The organism is Bradyrhizobium sp. WSM471, assembly GCF_000244915.1.
Classification (GTDB): Bacteria; Pseudomonadota; Alphaproteobacteria; order Rhizobiales; family Xanthobacteraceae; genus Bradyrhizobium.
The window spans coordinates 5,995,904-6,013,615 of the sequence record NZ_CM001442.1 but is presented as its reverse complement, the minus strand read 5'-3'; the positions used below and the strand labels follow the sequence as shown (position 1 = coordinate 6,013,615).

16 protein-coding genes and 1 tRNA gene are annotated in these 17,712 nt (G+C 60.8%); 6 read left to right on the top strand and 11 right to left on the bottom strand.

Features of this window, described 5'->3' with window-relative positions:
- Both BRA471DRAFT_RS27365 and BRA471DRAFT_RS27360 read right to left on the bottom strand, forming a co-directional pair.
- Entirely contained in the window at positions 1–1,185 is a 1,185-nt protein-coding gene (locus BRA471DRAFT_RS27365) for a calcium-binding protein (protein ID WP_007613251.1), read from the bottom strand.
- A 205-nt stretch (positions 1,186–1,390) separates the two neighbouring features.
- A complete protein-coding gene (locus BRA471DRAFT_RS27360; RefSeq protein WP_007613249.1) occupies positions 1,391–2,611 on the bottom strand; it encodes an SMP-30/gluconolactonase/LRE family protein in 1,221 nt (406 codons plus the stop codon).
- 282 nt (positions 2,612–2,893) lie between these two features.
- Here BRA471DRAFT_RS27360 and BRA471DRAFT_RS27355 point away from each other — a divergent pair, with 282 nt between their 5' ends.
- The 5 genes from BRA471DRAFT_RS27355 to BRA471DRAFT_RS27335 all read left to right on the top strand — a co-directional run bounded on the left by BRA471DRAFT_RS27355 (position 2,894) and on the right by BRA471DRAFT_RS27335 (position 7,437).
- A complete protein-coding gene (locus BRA471DRAFT_RS27355) occupies positions 2,894–3,157 on the top strand; it encodes a hypothetical protein (RefSeq protein WP_007613247.1) in 264 nt (87 codons plus the stop codon).
- 436 nt (positions 3,158–3,593) lie between these two features.
- A complete protein-coding gene (locus tag BRA471DRAFT_RS27350) occupies positions 3,594–5,156 on the top strand; it encodes a 2-isopropylmalate synthase (protein ID WP_007613245.1) in 1,563 nt (520 codons plus the stop codon).
- Between the two features lie 222 nt (positions 5,157–5,378).
- The gene (locus tag BRA471DRAFT_RS27345) at positions 5,379–6,383 is read left to right on the top strand and encodes a TRAP transporter substrate-binding protein (RefSeq protein ID WP_007613244.1); all 1,005 of its coding nucleotides are present in this window, start codon (positions 5,379–5,381) and stop codon (positions 6,381–6,383) included.
- Positions 6,384–6,579: 196 nt separating this feature from the next.
- Positions 6,580–7,194, top strand: coding sequence for a Spy/CpxP family protein refolding chaperone (locus tag BRA471DRAFT_RS27340; protein WP_007613243.1), 615 nt, complete (start codon positions 6,580–6,582; stop codon positions 7,192–7,194).
- 167 nt (positions 7,195–7,361) lie between these two features.
- Positions 7,362–7,437, top strand: a tRNA-Lys gene (locus BRA471DRAFT_RS27335).
- A 154-nt stretch (positions 7,438–7,591) separates the two neighbouring features.
- Here BRA471DRAFT_RS27335 and BRA471DRAFT_RS27330 read toward each other — a convergent pair.
- The 9 genes from BRA471DRAFT_RS27330 to BRA471DRAFT_RS27300 form a co-directional block, all read right to left on the bottom strand.
- Positions 7,592–7,831 carry a hypothetical protein gene (locus BRA471DRAFT_RS27330; protein WP_035974327.1) on the bottom strand — a complete coding sequence of 80 codons (240 nt, stop codon included), beginning with the start codon at positions 7,829–7,831 and terminating at the stop codon, positions 7,592–7,594.
- Between the two features lie 163 nt (positions 7,832–7,994).
- Positions 7,995–8,159, bottom strand: a complete 165-nt coding sequence (locus tag BRA471DRAFT_RS38505) for a hypothetical protein (RefSeq protein WP_157234101.1) — start codon at positions 8,157–8,159, stop codon at positions 7,995–7,997.
- Between the two features lie 260 nt (positions 8,160–8,419).
- Complete coding sequence (locus tag BRA471DRAFT_RS40445; protein WP_007613241.1) at positions 8,420–9,823, bottom strand: invasion associated locus B family protein; 1,404 nt, start codon at positions 9,821–9,823, stop codon at positions 8,420–8,422.
- Between the two features lie 343 nt (positions 9,824–10,166).
- Entirely contained in the window at positions 10,167–11,219 is a 1,053-nt protein-coding gene (locus BRA471DRAFT_RS27320) for a transporter (protein ID WP_007613238.1), read from the bottom strand.
- 285 nt (positions 11,220–11,504) lie between these two features.
- Positions 11,505–12,269: an outer membrane protein gene (locus BRA471DRAFT_RS27315; protein WP_007613237.1), complete on the bottom strand. Its 765-nt coding sequence runs from the start codon at positions 12,267–12,269 to the stop codon at positions 11,505–11,507.
- Between the two features lie 247 nt (positions 12,270–12,516).
- On the bottom strand, positions 12,517–12,711 hold the full coding sequence (locus BRA471DRAFT_RS38500; protein WP_156527041.1) for a hypothetical protein: 195 nt from the start codon (positions 12,709–12,711) through the stop codon (positions 12,517–12,519).
- Between the two features lie 1,298 nt (positions 12,712–14,009).
- Positions 14,010–14,630 carry a glycosyltransferase family 2 protein gene (locus tag BRA471DRAFT_RS27305; RefSeq protein ID WP_231170977.1) on the bottom strand — a complete coding sequence of 207 codons (621 nt, stop codon included), beginning with the start codon at positions 14,628–14,630 and terminating at the stop codon, positions 14,010–14,012.
- 802 nt (positions 14,631–15,432) lie between these two features.
- Complete coding sequence (locus BRA471DRAFT_RS39850) at positions 15,433–15,891, bottom strand: hypothetical protein (RefSeq protein WP_007613231.1); 459 nt, start codon at positions 15,889–15,891, stop codon at positions 15,433–15,435.
- A 24-nt stretch (positions 15,892–15,915) separates the two neighbouring features.
- On the bottom strand, positions 15,916–16,299 hold the full coding sequence (locus BRA471DRAFT_RS27300) for a hypothetical protein (RefSeq protein WP_007613223.1): 384 nt from the start codon (positions 16,297–16,299) through the stop codon (positions 15,916–15,918).
- A gap of 256 nt (positions 16,300–16,555) precedes the next feature.
- On the opposite strand from BRA471DRAFT_RS27300, the gene BRA471DRAFT_RS27295 reads away from it, so the two are divergent.
- On the top strand, positions 16,556–17,656 hold the full coding sequence (locus tag BRA471DRAFT_RS27295) for an AraC family transcriptional regulator (protein WP_007613222.1): 1,101 nt from the start codon (positions 16,556–16,558) through the stop codon (positions 17,654–17,656).
- The last annotated feature ends 56 nt before the right edge of the window (positions 17,657–17,712 follow it).

Genomic DNA, 17,712 nt, shown 5'->3' with positions numbered 1-17,712 from the left:
TTACACAATGAAATCCTTCGCATGGAGATCCGCGGTATGGACCCCTTCTAGCGTAATCGCATCGGTCGCCGTCAGGTGGATCACCGCGTTTCCTGTGCTGTCATCACTGATCAGGCTTTTCAGCGCCGCCCAGTCTGCGAAGCCGTAATCGTGCAAATTGATCAAATCATGCTCTCGCGCCGTGCTGCCGACAGCCTTGTTGCCCTGGTCGAAATCGTTGATCACGTCCAGGCCCGAGCCCTTGTTGAAGACGAAACCGTCGTCGTTCGGTCCGCCCCAGAGCTGGTCATTTCCGCCACCGCCATTCAGCATGTCCTTGCCGCCCGCGATCGAGCCGGCTGTGAACGGGGCGTAGGTCTGTGCATCGCCATACAGCCAATCGTCGAGGCTGCTGCCGTGGAGGATATCATCTCCGCCATGCGCATTGCCTGATATGTTCGCGGCATCTCCCACGAGCACGATGGACGTGGAGTCCGGGTTGCCGTCCGCGACCGCGATCAGGATGTCGTTGCCGCCACGGCTATCGTCGCTCATGTAGCCGGCGTCTCCGACCAGAGACGCGCCGCCAGATTGGGCTGCGGCACCGACGGTGTAGATGAGGATGTCGTTGCCGCCGTGCGCATCGCCGCTCATGGAGACGAGGGCATCGCCGGACATTGAGGCGCCGCCGTAACTGCCGACCTGGGTCACGCTGAGGATATCGTTGCCGCCATGCGCATGGTCGCTCATGGAACTGCCGGAGTCTCCGCTGAACGCGCCGGACGATCTGTTTCCCATCGATGCCATGACGACGTCATTGCCGCCCCTCGCGTCGGCCGACATGGCGCTTTCGGCATCGCCAAAAACACCGAGGGCCGCGTAGATCGATGTCGATGCATCGACATGAAGTACATCGTTGCCGCCATGGGCGTCGCCGGACATCGCCTGCGCATCGCCGTCCAGGAACACGTAGTCCCCGAAGCCTGTGACGGTCGCAGCGAGATGGTCGTTTCCGCCGTGAGAATGTGCTTGCAGGGTCTGGTCGTCGCCAACGAATATCAGGACCGCGTTGCTCCCGTCGACGGTCGCAATCATCTTGTCGCTGCCGCCGCGACCGTCGTTCGGCAGGCCCGGGTCCCCGAACTCAGTGACGAATTGCTGGGTCCCAACGCTGACGATGATGGTGTCGTTTGGCATACGGCACATCGCGCAACTCCTCGTTCAAGTCGTGCGCGGGAACGAAGAGCATGAGAGCACATGCCTTGGCGCCGCGCTGCGGCCTTGCCGCGCGATTCAATCTTCGTTGGATTGATGGCGGAGATTTGCCCGAGGCGTAGCTTGATTGCGATCAGGGAACCGCGGGCGCCGGCGATCCACGCCGACGCCCGTGCTTGCGATGTCTCGCGCGGGCTCAGCCCGGTCCTGCGCCTTGCGTGGCCGTATACACCGCATAGAGCGACTGGCTCGCGGCCATGAACAGGCGGTTGCGCTTGGGGCCGCCGAAGCAGACGTTGCCGCACACTTCGGGCAACCGGATGCGGCCGAGCAGCTTGCCCTCCGGTGACCACGTCGTCACGCCGCTGTAGCCGACGGCGCGGCCGGCATTGCTGGAGGCCCAGACATTGCCGTTGACGTCGCAGCGCACGCCGTCCGGCCCGCACTTCACGCCGTCGATCACGCACTCGCTGAATCGCTTCTGGTTGGCGAGCTTGTTGTCGCTGCCAACATCGAACACGATAATCTCGCCCTTGCCGCCGGCACCGGTGTCGCCGGGTCCCTTGCCGGTTGAGACGACGTAGAGCTTCTTGAAGTCCGGCGAGAAGCACAGCCCGTTCGGGTCGGGCACCTGCTCCTCCGTGACGACGAGGTCGACACGGCCGCTAGGATCGATGCGATAGCAATTGGTCGGCAGCTCGCGCTTGCCCGGTGCAAAGCCCGCCGGCTGTCCAATCCGCGGATTGAGCTTGCCGCCGGAATTGCTCGGACCGCCCGCGGCGTCGGGTTCACCTTCGTAGAGCTGGCCGCCATAGGGCGGATCGGTAAACCAGTAGCTGCCGTCAGGATGCGCGACGACGTCGTTCGGCGAGTTCAGCTTCTTGCCGTTGTAGTTGTCGCAAAGCACGGTCGCGGTGCCGTCATGTTCATAACGCGTCACCCGCCGGGTCAAATGTTCGCAGGAAAGTTGACGGCCCTGGAAATCGAACGAGTTGCCGTTGGAATTGTTGGACGGCGAGCGGAACACGCTGACGCGACCGTCGTCTTCGCTCCAGCGCATCTGCCTGTTGTTGGGAATGTCGCTCCACAGCAGATAGCGGCCCTGTGCACTCCACGCCGGCCCTTCAGCCCACAGCAGGCCCGTATGGAGACGCTTGATCGCCGTGTTGGGCTGCGCGAGATCGTTGAAGGACGGATCGACCGCGATGACGTCGGGGTCCCAGAAATAGGTGGTCGGCGCGCCGTGGGGGCCGAAATCGCGTGGCGGAGTGGTGATCGTCGTCGGCGGCGCGGCTGGTCCGGTCTGGGCCAGCGCGGAGCCGGCGCCGGCAAAAGTGGCGGCGCCGAGCGCAAGCCCCTGAACGAGCGTTCGTCGTGAAAGCGCAGCATCCTGGTCACGCTGCTTTTGGCGTGTCATCGCGTCCTCCCGGTCATGTTGGGCTGGCCGGTTGATCCGGCCGAGCGGGGTGAAGGTTAGTCCGGTCCGATGACGGTTGCGAGGGGGAGGTACGCATCCTCAGCGAGATATCGGGGCGGCAAAAGCGCTGCAACATCGAACACGGAAACGACAAATTCGTCCGGCGTGACGGGGTTTACCGGAGCTGCGCTTGGGGCATTGCCAAGCTGTGGAGCATGTCAAGCCTTGACCTCCTGCGCGATGCTGGCAGAACATCATTCGGGGCGTAGGTCGGAGTTTACTGTGGTCGCTGTCGTCGTACTGGTTTTGCTGCTCGGGATTGCATTTGCGGGAGGCTATTTCACCCGCGACTACGTCTCCCGCAAAAGGCGAGCCGAGGCGCGCCGCTGGCGTGAGTACAGCGAGCCGGATTGGCTCAATGCCAACGCACCAGCCAACACCAACGAGATCGCCATCGCCGGCAAGGCTACGCCGGTCGGCACCGGCGAACTCGGCCAGATGCTGAACCGCTGGGAGAGCAGGGCTCGCGCTCGCCGCACCGCGTAGCTCGACGGTCTCGCCGGCGTTCGGTCGGCCAAACACCCGGCATCGGTCCCTTCACGCATCCGGCGCTGCGATCATGTCAGCCCTTCTGTCCATCTTTTGGCGTTGCGGTTGCTGCCATTTCTCGTCTAGAAACGACGCATCGAGCCTCCCGGCAACCAACCGTCAACGGTTTTGACCGAGGATTTGAGGGCTCAAAAGGGTCTGGCAATGCTGATTCGCGGCCAAATCGATGGGATTTCGAGGGAGGTGGCTCTGGCCGCCGCCACGATCCCGGCCGCGCTGCTGCCCACCCTCCTGATTGGCGGGCTTCTTCTTACTTGCCCCTGAGGGCCGGCTGGGCGCGATGCGCCTGGGCGCTCAGGGGTTGGTCGAGATCACCGGACACCTCAAGCGCCCAGAAGACTGACGGCGCAAAAGCTCAAAAGGAATTTTCGAAATGGCCTCCGTGAACAAGTCCGAGAAGGACCGCGTCATCATTTTCGACACCACCCTGCGCGACGGCGAACAGTGCCCCGGCGCCACCATGACTTTCGAGGAGAAGCTCGAGGTCGCCGAGATGCTGGATGATATGGGCGTCGACGTCATCGAGGCCGGCTTCCCCATTACCTCGGAAGGCGACTTCCAGGCGGTCAGCGAGATCGCCCGCCGCTCCAAGAATGCCGTCATCGCCGGTCTGTCGCGCGCCCATCCGGCCGACATCGACCGTTGCGCAGAGGCGGTGAAATTCGCCAAGCGCGGCCGCGTCCACACCGTGATCGCGACGTCGCCGCTGCATATGCGGGTGAAGCTGAACAAGACCCCGGAGCAGGTGCTCGAGACTTCGGTTGCCATGGTCGCGCGCGCCCGCAACCAGATCGACGACGTCGAATGGTCGGCCGAAGACGGCACCCGCAGCGAGATGGACTATCTGTGCCGCATCGTCGAAGCGGTCATCAAGGCTGGCGCAACCACGGTGAACATTCCGGACACCGTCGGCTACACCACGCCCGACGAATACACCCACTTCATGAAGACACTGATCGAGCGCGTGCCGAACTCGGACAAGGCGGTGTTCTCCGTGCATTGCCATAACGACCTCGGAATGGCGGTGGCGAACTCGCTGGCCGGCGTCATTGGCGGCGCGCGTCAGGTCGAGTGCACCATCAACGGCATCGGCGAGCGTGCCGGCAACGCCGCGCTGGAAGAGATCGTGATGGCGATCAACGTCCGCAACGACAAATTCCCGTTCTGGAACAAGATCGACACCACGCAGCTGACCCGCGCCTCCAAGGTGGTGTCGGCGGCGACCTCGTTCCCGGTGCAGTACAACAAGGCCATCGTCGGCCGCAACGCGTTCGCGCATGAGAGCGGCATCCATCAGGATGGCGTGCTGAAGGACGCTTCCACCTACGAGATCATGCGGCCCGAGATGGTCGGCCTCAAGCAGTCCTCGCTGGTGCTCGGCAAGCATTCCGGCCGCCACGCCTTCGTGCACAAGCTGGAGGAGATGGGCTACAAGCTCGGTCCGAACCAGCTGGAAGATGCGTTCACGCGGATGAAGGCACTGGCCGACCGCAAGAAGGACATCTACGACGAGGACATCGAGGCGCTGGTCGACGAGGAAATGGCGGCTTCGCACGACCGCATCAAGCTGACCTCGCTGACCGTGATCGCCGGCACTCATGGCCCGCAGCGCGCGACCATGAAGCTCGACGTCGACGGCCAGATCAAGATCGAGGAGGCTGAGGGCAACGGTCCGGTCGACGCGGTGTTCAACTGCATCAAGCGCCTGGTGCCGCACGAAGCCAAGCTCGAGCTGTACCAGGTCCACGCAGTGACCCAAGGCACCGACGCGCAGGCCGAAGTCTCGGTGCGGCTGTCGCATGAGGGACGTGCGATGACGGCGCGCGCGGCGGATCCGGATACGCTGGTGGCCTCGGCAAAGGCCTATCTCGGTGCGCTCAACAAGATCGTCATGAAGCGCCAGCGCGACACGGTGACGACTGCGGCGGCGAGCTGACGAACGAAGTTCGTCATTCCGGGGCTCGCGAAGCGAGAACCCGGAATCTCGGGATTCCGGGTCAGGTCCTAACAAACCTCCCCGGAATGACTCTGCATGTGGCGCCGAATAGCTGCCCTGCTAAGGGCCAATAGCGGCTCCGCCTCCCAGCCGCTATTGATGCAACCGGCACTGATAGGCCACCCGTGCGCCGGGCGGCCCAAATAACAACAGGGAGAGATTATGCGCACCTTCGCGATCGCTGCGTCCATCGCGGTCCTGGCTCTTGGCTTGACCGGGCCGGCATCGGCCCAGTCGCCCATCATCATCAAGTTCAGCCACGTGGTGGCCACCGACACGCCGAAGGGCAAGGCGTCGGAGAAATTCAAGGAGCTCGCCGAGAAGTACACCGGCGGCAAGGTCAAGGTCGAGATCTACCCGAACTCGACGCTCTACAAGGACAAGGAAGAGCTCGAGGCGCTCCAGCTCGGCAGCGTGCAGATGCTGGCGCCGTCCAACTCCAAGTTCGGCCCGCTCGGCATCCGCGAGTTCGAGGTGTTCGATCTCCCCTACATCCTCCCTGATCTGAAGACGCTGCGGAAGGTGACGGAAGGTCCGCTCGGCGCCAGGCTGCTCAAGCTGCTCGAACCGAAGGGCATCACCGGCCTTGCCTATTGGGACAACGGCTTCAAGGAGATGAGTGCCAACAAGAAGCTGGTGACGCCGGCCGACTATCAGGGCGTCAAGTTCCGCATCCAGTCCTCGCGCGTGCTCCAGGCCCAGTTCAAGGCGCTCGGCTCGCTGCCCCAGGTGATGGCGTTCGGCGAAGTCTACCAGGCGCTGCAGACCGGCGTCGTCGACGGGCAGGAGAACACCTGGTCGAACATCTATACCCAGAAGATGCACGAGGTGCAGAAGTACATCACCGAGAGCAATCACGGCTATATCGGCTACGTCGTGATCGTGAACAAGAAGTTCTGGGACGGCTTGCCGGCCGACATCCGCGACCAGCTGACGAAGGCGATGAAGGAAGCGACCGACTTCAACAATACGCAGTCGCAGAAGGAGAACGAGGACGCGCTCGCCGAGATCAGGAAGAGCGGCAAGAGCGAGATCATCAAGCTCACGCCGGAGCAGGACGAGGCGATGCGCAAGGCCATGGAGCCGGTCTACAAGGACGCCGCAAGCCGTATCGGGCAACCGTTGATCGACGAATTCCAGAAGGAAGCGAAGAGCACGACGAACTGATTTGAACGGATGATGAATGGGGGCTTCCGTGCCGGGCGCGGAAGCCCCTTTTTGTTGCGAATGATTACCGATTGCGACTGAATAAAGGTTCAGGAGCGTTACATCTTCGACAGAACGCGCTTCCTGTCCAAGTTGTAAGTTGCACGTCAGCCGCGCTGCGCCCATCCTCGTGGCATCCTTCCAGAGGAGAGTTCGCATGAGGAAGTTCACCATCGCCGCCATTGCCGTGCTCAGCATCGCCGGCTCGGGCGCGGTCTATGCCCATTATCATCGCCCGTGGATGCACGAGCACATCCGCATGAACCCGGAAGACCGCGCCGCCATGGTCGACGCGCGGATAGCCGCCGTCCATGCCGGGCTGAAGCTCAACGCCGACCAGGAAAAGCTGTGGCCGCCGGTCGAGGCCGCCGTGCGCGACTTCGCCAAGCTGCGCATCGATCGCGCCAATGCGCGGATGAATGCCGGTTCCGGCGATGCCGGCAAGGACGCGAATAAGGATGCCGACAGGCCGGAGGATCCGGTCGCCCGCCTGCGCCAGCGCGCCGAGGACATGGGGGCGACGTCGGCGGCCCTGAAGAAGATCGCCGATGCCGCCGATCCGCTCTACAAGACCCTGGATGAGGGCCAGAAGCGGCGCCTCGCCGTGCTGACCCGCCACCGCGGCCCGTTCGGCGGCGGCGAAGACGGACCCCGCCGCCACTTCATGGAGCGTGGCATGGACCGCATGATGGAGCGCGGCATGGACCACTTCCACCGTGACCGGTTCGACCGCGACGGCGGCCCGGACCGGGACCGCGAGGGCCGGCTCTGAACCTGCAATTGTTGCAGCGATCAACCCTGGCGAAGCCGCTGGAATCCAGCGGCTTTTCGCTTTTTTGGGGGATGTGGGCCTACCCTTGGAAAACTTGCGTGCCATCGCTTGCCAGACCCGGATCGCTTTGCTAAACGACCGGCCTCGCAAGGCTTTAACCGCCTTTCGGGCGCATAGCTCAGTTGGTAGAGCAGCTGACTCTTAATCAGCGGGTCCCAGGTTCGAGCCCTGGTGCGCCCACCACCCTAAGATATCGGCCCGCAAGGGCTTTTTTAGATTCCTAGGCAGAACAAACCGGGTCTCGTGCGACGTTTTTAATGGTCGCACGCCGTGCGACGAGTGGATAATTAGGACCGAGCCCATCCGACGCTGCAGCACGAGACCCACCGGTCTGCGTTCAGCTCGTCATGACTTCCTTCCGCATCTGCAATTCAAGCCTGTCGATGTCGGAAGCAGCGCGAGCCGCGTTGCGGGCGCGGTAGTGCTTCACGATCGTCTGCGCGCTTCGGTATGAATGCCCAGTGATGTCGCAGATCGTCAGCAAGTCGCAGCCAGCCCGATCGAGAAGCATGCCGCAGGTATCACGCAGGTCTTGGTCTTGCTTTTGGTCGAGTTCGCCGGTGCCGTTGACGAACATCAGCGCGGCGCAGGGCTTTAGACGCCATGCTGGGTCACGGCCATTGCTGTCGCGTGCGGTCTGCGCATCCAGCCGTTCCGCTAATGCGGGCTTGCGCTGATCGACCGCTCGGGCGCGCTGCGCCTTATTCTCCTCATCGAGAGGGAAGGGGGCGAACAGCTTGTCAACGTTTTTTTATCAGTTCGGCGTTCAGACGCTCTGCACGGATAATTGCCTGGCGCGCGTTGTCGTGCGCGAGAAAGCCGAAGATAGCGACGGCTCGTACCGTCGACACCCAATGGCGATAGGTACTCTCGTCATAAGGCTCACCATTGTCCTCGTTGACCACGAGCTCGGTGGCACCTTATCTAGCTGAAGCCGAAGCTTGAGTTCCTTTATTCGTGCACGCGAGGCATTCAGTCGTGCGCTGAGTTGCGGCGCCTCCTTGATGATATGGTCTAGGAAGACCATTCACTGGCCGACACCTCGCAACACATCGAGCCGCAGGTCACGTTTGCCGGGGCTACCAGGACAGCGGTGCGAGCGTCTCCGAACGTCTCGCGCATGATCTGGACCTCTCACAGCAGTACATTGTCTCAACAACGTTATTCATTCCTCATCTGACGTGAAATCGAACGTGCGGGTGGGCGGCCCCTTGTGAACGTTGGCGAACTGCTCGAGCGGCAGACTTAACACAATTGAAGAGGCGTTGAGGTCGGTGAGTTCAAGTTTGAGCTGTCGGCCGGCTTCCATCTGGCCAGCGAAGGTTGGTTCGCTTCCGCGTGCCGCGATGCAGATGTTGGTGAGACACCAGTTGAAGGGCACTTGGGTAGGGCTACCCTGATCTATCGTCACTTTTACACCCTGCTGCAGATTTGCTCCTTGCGGAACGAAGAGCTGCAAGCGAGCCGGACCGTCAGCTCGTTGGATCAGGTCGACACGCACCACCACCTGATCGAGGTCGTCCGTGCCGGCTGATGTCGTCCGGCATATCGTGGTCCCATCGGACGAGTCGAAACAAAGTTTTTCCCAGTTTGAGTAATGAATGTTTTCAGGCACGCGCAGCCGCGGCGGCTTCGCGTGAGGCTCCTGCTGGGGTGAAGAGCTGCTGACTTGTCCGGAGGGCGTGGCGGTTGCCGAATGCTTCTCTAGGAATTGGGCTACCAAAGGCGACCAGATCGGCACTGCGTCCGCGGAATCGATCATGAAGTGCCCGTCACTTCCAAAGGGGGGCAGCATACGATAGTCGACATTGCCGCCCGCTTCGACGAAGCTTTGATACATCCGCTTCGTCAACTCCGGCCCGAAATAGGTGTCGTTTTCCGCGTAGACCCAAAGCATCGGTATACGTGCGGTGCGTCCAAACTCGCCGGTAGCGGCAACAAGCTGATCGGGAGCACAATTGTTATTGGGTTTGCCATCGACGCGGCCTCCACGCCCCGCCGCGAAGGTAATGATAGCTTGAACGGATGACGGGTTCAGGCTTCCAAGAGCAATCGAGCCCCATCCACCGCCCGACTGGCCAAAGACGATGACCTTACCAGGCTGGATCATCTTCTTCTTACTCATGTAGTCGATGACCCACTCATTCAGAGTGGCAATAGCGAGCCCGGGACCACGAAAATTCGGGTTGTCGCAGCTACCAACGTGGCCGAAGACAGCTCCGTACAGCCCCTGATCCTTGTCATCGAGACTGCTGGCTCCGTACCTGATCGGCGAGATGACCACATAGCCGCGACGCGCAAACCAGCGTGCCGCATCCCGATATTCTATCATCGGAAACATGGACCGCTGATTGGCGTCCAGAGAAATTCCGTGGTTCATGATCACGAGGGGAAACGGGCCATCTCCGACCGGTCGTACCAAGAAAGCAAGCACAGGTAGCGGAAACGGCAGCGCCCAGATTTCCTCCTGGATTTGTGGTCCCGCAGTTCGGTCATCTGCTGCAGTAACGGAATGGAGTGAGGAGGGGAAAACCAGCAAAAGAAGAACCACAAGCAAGTGCTTCAGCATCTTCTTTCTCCGACAGATATAGTCTGGCCTGACGCTAGGTCTCGGGGGTAGGCATCCATTGATTTGGATCAAGTGGTGGCCCGCAAGTTCCCCAGGCCATGCGGCTTGGTATCCAGCGAAAACTTGAATGAGCGCCCACGGCCTCTTCATGCTGCTCTTGGCGTCTTCGGGCTGCCGCAGCAGCTGTCGTCGCGGTCCGCTTGTGGCCCTTTGAGACCTGCCGCTTGCCTGAGGTTCGCTCAGTGACGCATGTCGGACAAGATTTGCGAAGGTTGGAGTGCTACGCAGTTTCTCTCATTGATACTTCGGCCGACCGCAGCCGACCTTCCAGTTCGGAAGAGGTCTATCTCACAACCAAATGCTTCCTGGGCGCCACGGCGGCAGGCGCAGACGGGGAAATAGTGAACGTCAGCCAGGTGTTCCATCCCGACGGACGGTTGGCTGCTCCAAATTCGCCGTATCCCCTTAGACTAAGAGAGCCCTGCATATCTCCGATCGGGAAGCTGTACCCGATTTGCGGACCGAGGCCGAAAACGCGTGATCTGAAGCCACCGAGGATCGGGTTCTGCCCTGAGTCGTCGGCGATTTGCTGATAGGCGTATCCAGCAAGCCCGACGAAAAGCTGCTTGGTGAGGTAGTGCGATGCGCCCCAGTCGAAGTGGAAATTGATGCCGCTCTGGTACTGGGTGTCCGGATTTTTGAAATTGTAGGTGAGGCCGACGACGCCCGAGATTTCGTTTCCTGCCGCCGGGTTGAAATAGGTATAAGCGCCTCCAATGTCGATCGCACCATGACCGAGGCCGATATTGGGGATCCGCGTCGGATCATAGTCACCGACGGGAACATTGCCTGTGACGTAAGCCATGTAATTGTGGACGCCATCGTTCCAAAACACCTCCGCGAATGGCGCGAGGTCGCCGTATGAGACAAGTGAGCCTTCGACCGTCCCAGTGCGCGTCACCACAATCGGTCCAGCCATCGCTGTCAGTGTTCCAGCGAGACTGGCGGCGGCTCTGCCGTATTGGCCGGACATGCCCACGACCAACTGACCGCCAAGCACCGTCGCCTCGAAAGTATACGATGGCGCGAGGGCGACTAGATCAGTCCGTCCGCTCAGACCCAGATTCAAACTGACGTTGACGTTGGCGGGGATTCTGCTGGCTTGGATCTGCTTAGCCACGGCAGCGCTCCCCGCGGCCGCTACGCCTGAATGGTAATCGATGACACTGAGCGCCCAGCCCGGTGTCTGCTGCACGGCGGCAAGACTCGCGAACTGGCCTGGAAACCAGAATGAGCTACCGCCCTGGTCGGCATACGAAACATCACTGCAAAGCACGAGTGCAGCAATCGCGGCCGCATAGTTGATGACGCAGTGTTGCGGTTTGTTTGATCCCATTTACAAACCTCTGGGCAGTATTTGCAGCCAAGCGCTGTTACAGCAAAGCGCTCCGCGAACCGCAGGACCCCAGGTTACGACGGCATTCACTACTAGGCACAAGCAACGTCCAAATGCGTCACAGAATGGTAACAGCTCGAGACAATTGTCTTGGGACGATGACGCAGTCGCAGCTCTCTCAAGGTGCTTGCGCTGGAGATGCTCGGCGCTTCTTGAGCGCCAAGGATTCATAAGCACAAAAAAGCCCCGGCATGCCGGGGCTTTGGTTTGCCAAGTTGGGTGCGATCAATATCTCGCCGTGACCGGTGCGCCGTATCCACCGAAACGGTAATTCAACCGAAGCGTGAGCATGTCCACATCCTGGCTGACCCCGCTGCCGGTGAGGACGAACCCTCCGGGAGTGACGACGCCTGCGAAGCCGGCATTGTCACGCCCCATCCAGAGATGGTCGTATTCGATGCCGAACGACCAATTGGGCGTGAAGCCGTACTCCCAGCCCACGCCAAGGGCGCCGCCCCAGCGTGTGTGGCCCGCCGATGCCAGGCCGACCCCGGTGACGTTGTTGAATATATCGAATCGGTTGCGCGTCACGGCGGCGCCGCCCTTCACGTAAAACAGCGAGGCATTCCACGCCCAGCCGAGCTGCGCCGTGAAGAGCCCGATGGCGTCAATCTTACCGGTTGTCGAAATCAGCGGGTCGATCAGACTGACCCGCGTATTCTTGATTTCTGCCCAATCTCCCTGCGCTTCCAGGCCGAGCACAAACTGATTGGTTTGCCAGCGGTACCCGATCTGTCCGCCAGCGAGGCCGCCGGAGCGATCGGCGCAACCACCTGCGACCGTCCCTGCTGGCGTCACGAAATCCACACAGCCGTGGCTTTGTCCCCAACCGCCGTTGGCGCCGATGTAGAACCCGGTCCAATCATAGATCGGCGCGATCACCGGAGGCGGGGCCTTGACGTAAGGTTTAGCAGCCAGATCAGCCGCTGACGCGGGTGCCGCCATGCTCACCGCCAGCAAGGCCATGCAACTCAACCAAATCTTCTTCATTTTTTTTGCTCCATCCACGTTTCACCCTAACGATGCCGGCTCTTTTCTTGGCAGCCGGCATTCCAGTTCGAAGCTAGCTGAGCCGACTGGAATTCGGCGTGCTTACGCGGCAACAGTTGGGAAAATTGAGCAATTTGCGCGCTTGAGTTGTGTCAGGAATATTGACCGGTCAACTGGCCGCCTGAAATTGTTCCGCGATGGTGGGCAAGGGCGCTTGGTCTCATCCCCGCACCCTTATGCTGAGATCCTAGGCCCCGCGCCAGACGTGCAACACGCCTTCGCGGAAGCCGCCGACGAACTGATCAGATGCGTCCGCTGGCAGAATTTCGCTGAGATCATCAAACGACCCGCTCACCATGGTGGCAAGCTCGTGCGCCGAAGCATGCTCTGCCCAGCGGCGACCCAACTCCGAACCTCGTTGCCGATCTGCTTCTGTGTCCATAGTCCTGGACCATCCCCGCGTGGCCCCGGCGAAGCTGATGCCGCGCCGGGGCCTGTACGATCTCGCCAATCCTGGAAGCTTGGGGGCTCGAAAGAATCGGCAAGGCCCACTCTAGACAATCAGATGCGCAGTGCTTGGCCAGTGCACTTTGTGCCAATGGGTGAATGCCCCGGCCGAAAATAGCTTTCGGGCTGTCGGGATAACGGGCTGATCAAGGCTCGTTATCCGAAACAGCCGGGGCGATTCAATGTGCCTGAGAGCTACTGAGGTGTTCGCGGCGGCGGGCTCGTTGAGCCATCTGCAGACTTCGATCGAGGTTGCCTGGTCGCGTCTGGTCTTTAAAGCACCGACTCGGGCTCGTTGTCGGGATGGCTCTCCCAGTCATCAATGGCCGCACGTCCAACTTGGCATTGGGGCGGACAAGCCGCGCAAATCCGACCGGAGGCTTCGCGCGTGATCGACCAGCTACTAGGGCAGAACGGGCTGCCCGCTTGCCCTAGCGCTAGTGTCCGCTTGAGAGCCTTAGTAGCCGTTCGGGCAAATCCAGTTTCCGTAGCCATCGTATCCGCAGCCGCCTCCGTAGTACGCGCCTGCTGCGGCGGCGCCGACTGCCGCAGCGCCTACAGCGGCTGCGCCGTAGCGGTAGCCTCGGTAGGCGCCGTAGCCACGGTACGCGCCGGTTCGATAGCCATAGCGTCCGCCGCGCACAGCAACTGCACCGCCTCGATAGCCTCGAACGGCCACGGCTCCGCCGCGGTAGCCGCCCGCCCGCATCGCGCCGCCGCCGTGATAGCCTCCGGCTCGCACGCCTCCACCACCACGACGGGCGAAGGCTTCGTCAGAATGCAAACTAGCTACAAGCAGCGCGGTCGCGGCTGAAGCTGCAATAAGGAATTGGCGGAGCATGGCACTCTCCTTCTGGAGGAAGAGCCGCAGCGCGCTGATACGGCCGCGACCTTCCTGAAGTGCAATGCAGGTGGCACCATCGCCGATTGACGCAGATCAAACATCTCCGTTCATCTATGTTAACTCGATCGTTCCGGCAGGATGCAAGAGCGCTCAGGGAACAAATCCACTTACGAGCGCCATCGGCGGAACTAGTCATTCGTCAACGAGCGTCAAACAAGATCATCGCTAATCGTTACAAGCCAGCCGGAGCATACGCAGGCGAAACCACCATCTCAACCCGACATCGGGTGCAGCGCGCGCTAGTCCCCACGATCTCGCAAGCTGGGTCAGCCGGCACAATGCCGCGGCAGCACTTCGGGCAAGTGTATCCCGCGATCTCTGGCGTGAAGTCATACTCCGGACCAACATAGCACGTCGAGGATCGACCGCCCCGCGGTGATCGACATCAGGTATTCGACGCTTTGAAGCCCTGTCCATATCGAGTCGCGCTCGTTGCTGATCGCGACGCTGCAACTTGCGCCGGCGACGAGCGGATTGCCGAACGCAGCCGCGAGGCGCTCAACCGCGTTCGGTTCGAAGACAGTGTCGGCATCTACGGTCAAGAGAAGATCGCCGCGGGCAAACCGTGCTGCAGCGTTGATGGCGGCGCTGCGGCCGCAGCGGGTCCCATGGCAGATGACCATGTCAACCAGGCCCTGCGCTCTCGCCCGCTCCGCGACGGCGCGTGTTGCGTCGGTGGAGCCGTCGTCGACGACGATGATTTCGACAGGTCGCAGGGTTTGCCGGCGCAGCGAGCTGATCGAAGGAGCAAGCCCGGAGCCGCCGTTGAATGTCGGGATAATCACGCTTACCGTCGCCTGGCAAACCGTCTTGCCAGCGCTTCGCCGCTTCGAGCTGAACAGAGCAAGAGATACCAGCGATAAGGTGTAGCGGGGGATGTCGAATATCAGCAGCGAGAAGGCGAGTAGAAATAAACTCGTTCCGGCGAGCACTTCCACCATTTCGGACATGCCGCCCACCTCCGCTACGACAGGACCATTCCGAGCATCCGACCAAACAAGGCGCACAAGGCGATTATCAGACGGGAAAATGAAGAAAATCGCGTTGATGGTCGAGTGGCAAATTGCGTAAACATTTGCTTCTTGTGTCTGCGCTATTCACCTGAATCGTCGGCTTCGTCAGTTGACGATGACCGGCTCTCGAAGGCTGATTGTTGGCGTGCCGGCACCAGCGTTGCGGTTGGAGTTGTTCCCGGTTCGATAAATCCCACAAGGTGACCGGTCCGTCCAACCTTTCAGGCGCAAGACGGCCTCAGTCTGGGAAGACTGAGGCCGGTGGGGGGGGGCGTCGATGTACCGTTGGGGTCGGTACTCTAGAATTCTAATCGCGACACACCAATTTGCGTATTGTCCTTGAGGACAACCAATCAGCACGTCGTCCCTCTCACACATCTGCGGACCGCCCGACGGGTATGCCGGACGGTCGTCCGTGCCACGCACACGCCGTTGATACGTGTCCTACCGACGCCGCAGGCAGCAGCGACTTCCGTAATCAGGCTTTCGGGCTGTGCAATCGGGCCAGGCGTCATCGCCTGAGCCGATACTGCGAAGAAGAAGGCGAACGTGGCAATTCCGAGCGACTTGATCATATCGAGCTCCCTGGAAGCGCCCAACCGCCCGGCCGGCGCGGCAGGGCGATGGACGCGACTCCTCCAAACTGATACCCGCTGCTGTCGGAGAATTGAGATAGATCAAAGCGACTTCAGGGACTTGCCATGCGGCCATTGCTTGAGGCCCAGACGCGAGCTTAGGACTATGACCGCAAGAAGACTGCGGAGTCCAAATAGCAGCGCGCAAATATCGTCTGTAACTGCGCGCCGCGAAGGAAGATGGTGTGAGGCGACAAACCACCCCGGCCTGAGATCCAACTCCGAACTGGAGCAGGGTACATCGAATAGATCATCCGTGTAGCTTCTCGATTTGTAACATGGCGTCCGCCGGCGCCGAGATCCCAAGCTGCGTGGAAAGCAAGGTTTGCCCTTTCTGTCACGCAAACTCTATCTGATGGGATCTTTGCTAATAAGATCGTGCAGGCCGACGCGCAGAGGCCATCGATTACCACGGTTTGCCCCGTGCCCTTTAACTCATCATAACGATCCAGGTAACGTTGGATCAAACCACCTCGATCGTTCGCAATTCTCACTACGGCTTGGCTCTGGCCGGCGCATGCAATCGACAATGTGGAAGCGAGCAACAGGGCAATAATTTTCATAATTTGCCTCTTCGACTGAGACCGTCATTGCAGCTCTTCGCCCGCACGAAATGGAATGGCGGCTTCGCGATGCGCGAGCGAACGCTCTGCAGCAAATCGTCTTGGGCGGCCGACCGCTCCGCGATCGGGTGCACCGGGGCGCGAGCGTCCGGCAGCGCCCACCGCGAATGCGTCCAGCGTGAACAGCTCCTCCTCGGCAACTGTCGCCTGAAAACCTCCGGCTCTCATTCGGCCTTCGTGATCCTCCGCCACCCGGAAGCCGCCGCCACCATCGCGACGGGCCAGAGCATCGTCGAGGATCAGGCTCGCGCTGATCAACACGACGACCTCCAAAGCGGAAAGGACGTTATAAGCATCGCGCTTGTCTTCTATATCGTTCGGCCGTCCTGGAATGCCGACGCTGAGCATTCGTGCCCCACGCAATCAATCTTGGATCCCTGGTCGCCCAGTGTTGACCTAGGTCAAACATTGCGAACGCAATGACCTCAGGTATTTGCAGGAAATCGAAGCCCCGCGACCTTTTGAGTTCCCGCCGGAAAAGAAAAGCGGCTTTGGAAGAGCACCGCTTAGACGTTCCGGGGATACGCAGTCGGGCAAATGTGAAAGGGCGCTGCAGCAGGATGTTTCCATTATAGTGACGGGGATCGCCCAATGCTGGATCGCCATGAATGTAGGCTTTGAGGTCTTGAGCAAGGCAGGAGCGAGTTATAGGTCGGCGGGAAGCCTGAGTGCGATACCTAGCGCGACGGGCGGTATTGCACGGTTGGCTTGCGCGCGCGTCGCTGCCTCTGGCCAAGACACAGCTGCGCTACTGTCCAAGGCGGGATTGACGCTGAATGACTTCCGCGACCCTGCAGTCCGGCTCGAGGTGGCGACTCAGATCAAAATTCTGGAATTGGCCTCCCAAGTATTGGAGGACGACATCCTGGGTTTCCGGCTGGCCCGGAGCTTTGATCTGCGTGAGATCGGCCTTGTCTACTACGTTATGGCGTCGTCGGAGAATGTCGCCGATGCGCTTCGTGCCGCGGAACGGTACAGCCGGATCATGAATGAGGGAGTCCGGCTGTGTTTCGACATGGAGGGGCATACTGCGACCGTTGCCCTCGAATATGTCGGTGTCGATCGAAGGGGCGAGCGGCAACAGATCGAATTTTGGATAGTGACGCTGGTGCGGATCTGCAGGCAGGTGACGGATGGCCGTCTGGTGCCGTCCAGGCTCCAAGTGAGGCACCTGCGAGCCGCGCTGCCGCCCGAATTTAGAACGTTCTTTGGCAGGGACGTCGAGTTCGGCGCTGACGGCGATGTGATCTCCTTTCCGGTGCCGGTGGCACTGCTTCCGCTGGTCGGCCGCGACGGCTATCTGCACGATTTGTTGCGACGCTATGCGGATGAAGCGTTGGTACGGAAAGTGCCGCATGGCCCGACGGTCCGTTCAAAAGTCGAAAAGACGCTTACCACACTGCTGCCTCACGGTAGAGGCGTCGCGAAGGAAGTCGCACGGCAGATGGGACTGAGTACCCGCACGTTGTCACGCAAGCTTGGCGAACAGAAGACGTCCTTCGCTGAAATCCTTGATGAGTTGCGGGCCGCGCTTGCAAAGCGGTATCTCAAAGAAGAGCAGCTACCCGTGTCTGAAGTTGCTTGGCTGCTTGGCTATCGCGAACTGAGTTCCCTCACACACGCGTTCAAGCGATGGACCGGAATGACACCACGACAGTTCCGGTCAAGGTCTCAACAGAAGCTGAGTTGCAGCGAAAAGCCCTAATTGCCGTTGATTACTCCGACGAGCGGAGTACTTGCCGACTGTGGAGCGGAGAAAGG

Coding starts and splice junctions, on each gene's coding strand:
- BRA471DRAFT_RS27365 (WP_007613251.1), bottom strand. CDS start 1,185: ATGTGCCGTATGCCAAACGACACCATCATCGTCAGCGTTGGGACCCAG.
- BRA471DRAFT_RS27360 (WP_007613249.1), bottom strand. CDS start 2,611: ATGACACGCCAAAAGCAGCGTGACCAGGATGCTGCGCTTTCACGACGA.
- BRA471DRAFT_RS27350 (WP_007613245.1), top strand. CDS start 3,594: ATGGCCTCCGTGAACAAGTCCGAGAAGGACCGCGTCATCATTTTCGAC.
- BRA471DRAFT_RS27345 (WP_007613244.1), top strand. CDS start 5,379: ATGCGCACCTTCGCGATCGCTGCGTCCATCGCGGTCCTGGCTCTTGGC.
- BRA471DRAFT_RS27340 (WP_007613243.1), top strand. CDS start 6,580: ATGAGGAAGTTCACCATCGCCGCCATTGCCGTGCTCAGCATCGCCGGC.
- BRA471DRAFT_RS27330 (WP_035974327.1), bottom strand. CDS start 7,831: ATGTTCGTCAACGGCACCGGCGAACTCGACCAAAAGCAAGACCAAGAC.
- BRA471DRAFT_RS40445 (WP_007613241.1), bottom strand. CDS start 9,823: ATGCTGAAGCACTTGCTTGTGGTTCTTCTTTTGCTGGTTTTCCCCTCC.
- BRA471DRAFT_RS27320 (WP_007613238.1), bottom strand. CDS start 11,219: ATGGGATCAAACAAACCGCAACACTGCGTCATCAACTATGCGGCCGCG.
- BRA471DRAFT_RS27315 (WP_007613237.1), bottom strand. CDS start 12,269: ATGAAGAAGATTTGGTTGAGTTGCATGGCCTTGCTGGCGGTGAGCATG.
- BRA471DRAFT_RS38500 (WP_156527041.1), bottom strand. CDS start 12,711: ATGGACACAGAAGCAGATCGGCAACGAGGTTCGGAGTTGGGTCGCCGC.
- BRA471DRAFT_RS27305 (WP_231170977.1), bottom strand. CDS start 14,630: ATGTCCGAAATGGTGGAAGTGCTCGCCGGAACGAGTTTATTTCTACTC.
- BRA471DRAFT_RS39850 (WP_007613231.1), bottom strand. CDS start 15,891: ATGAAAATTATTGCCCTGTTGCTCGCTTCCACATTGTCGATTGCATGC.
- BRA471DRAFT_RS27300 (WP_007613223.1), bottom strand. CDS start 16,299: ATGCTCAGCGTCGGCATTCCAGGACGGCCGAACGATATAGAAGACAAG.
- BRA471DRAFT_RS27295 (WP_007613222.1), top strand. CDS start 16,556: ATGAATGTAGGCTTTGAGGTCTTGAGCAAGGCAGGAGCGAGTTATAGG.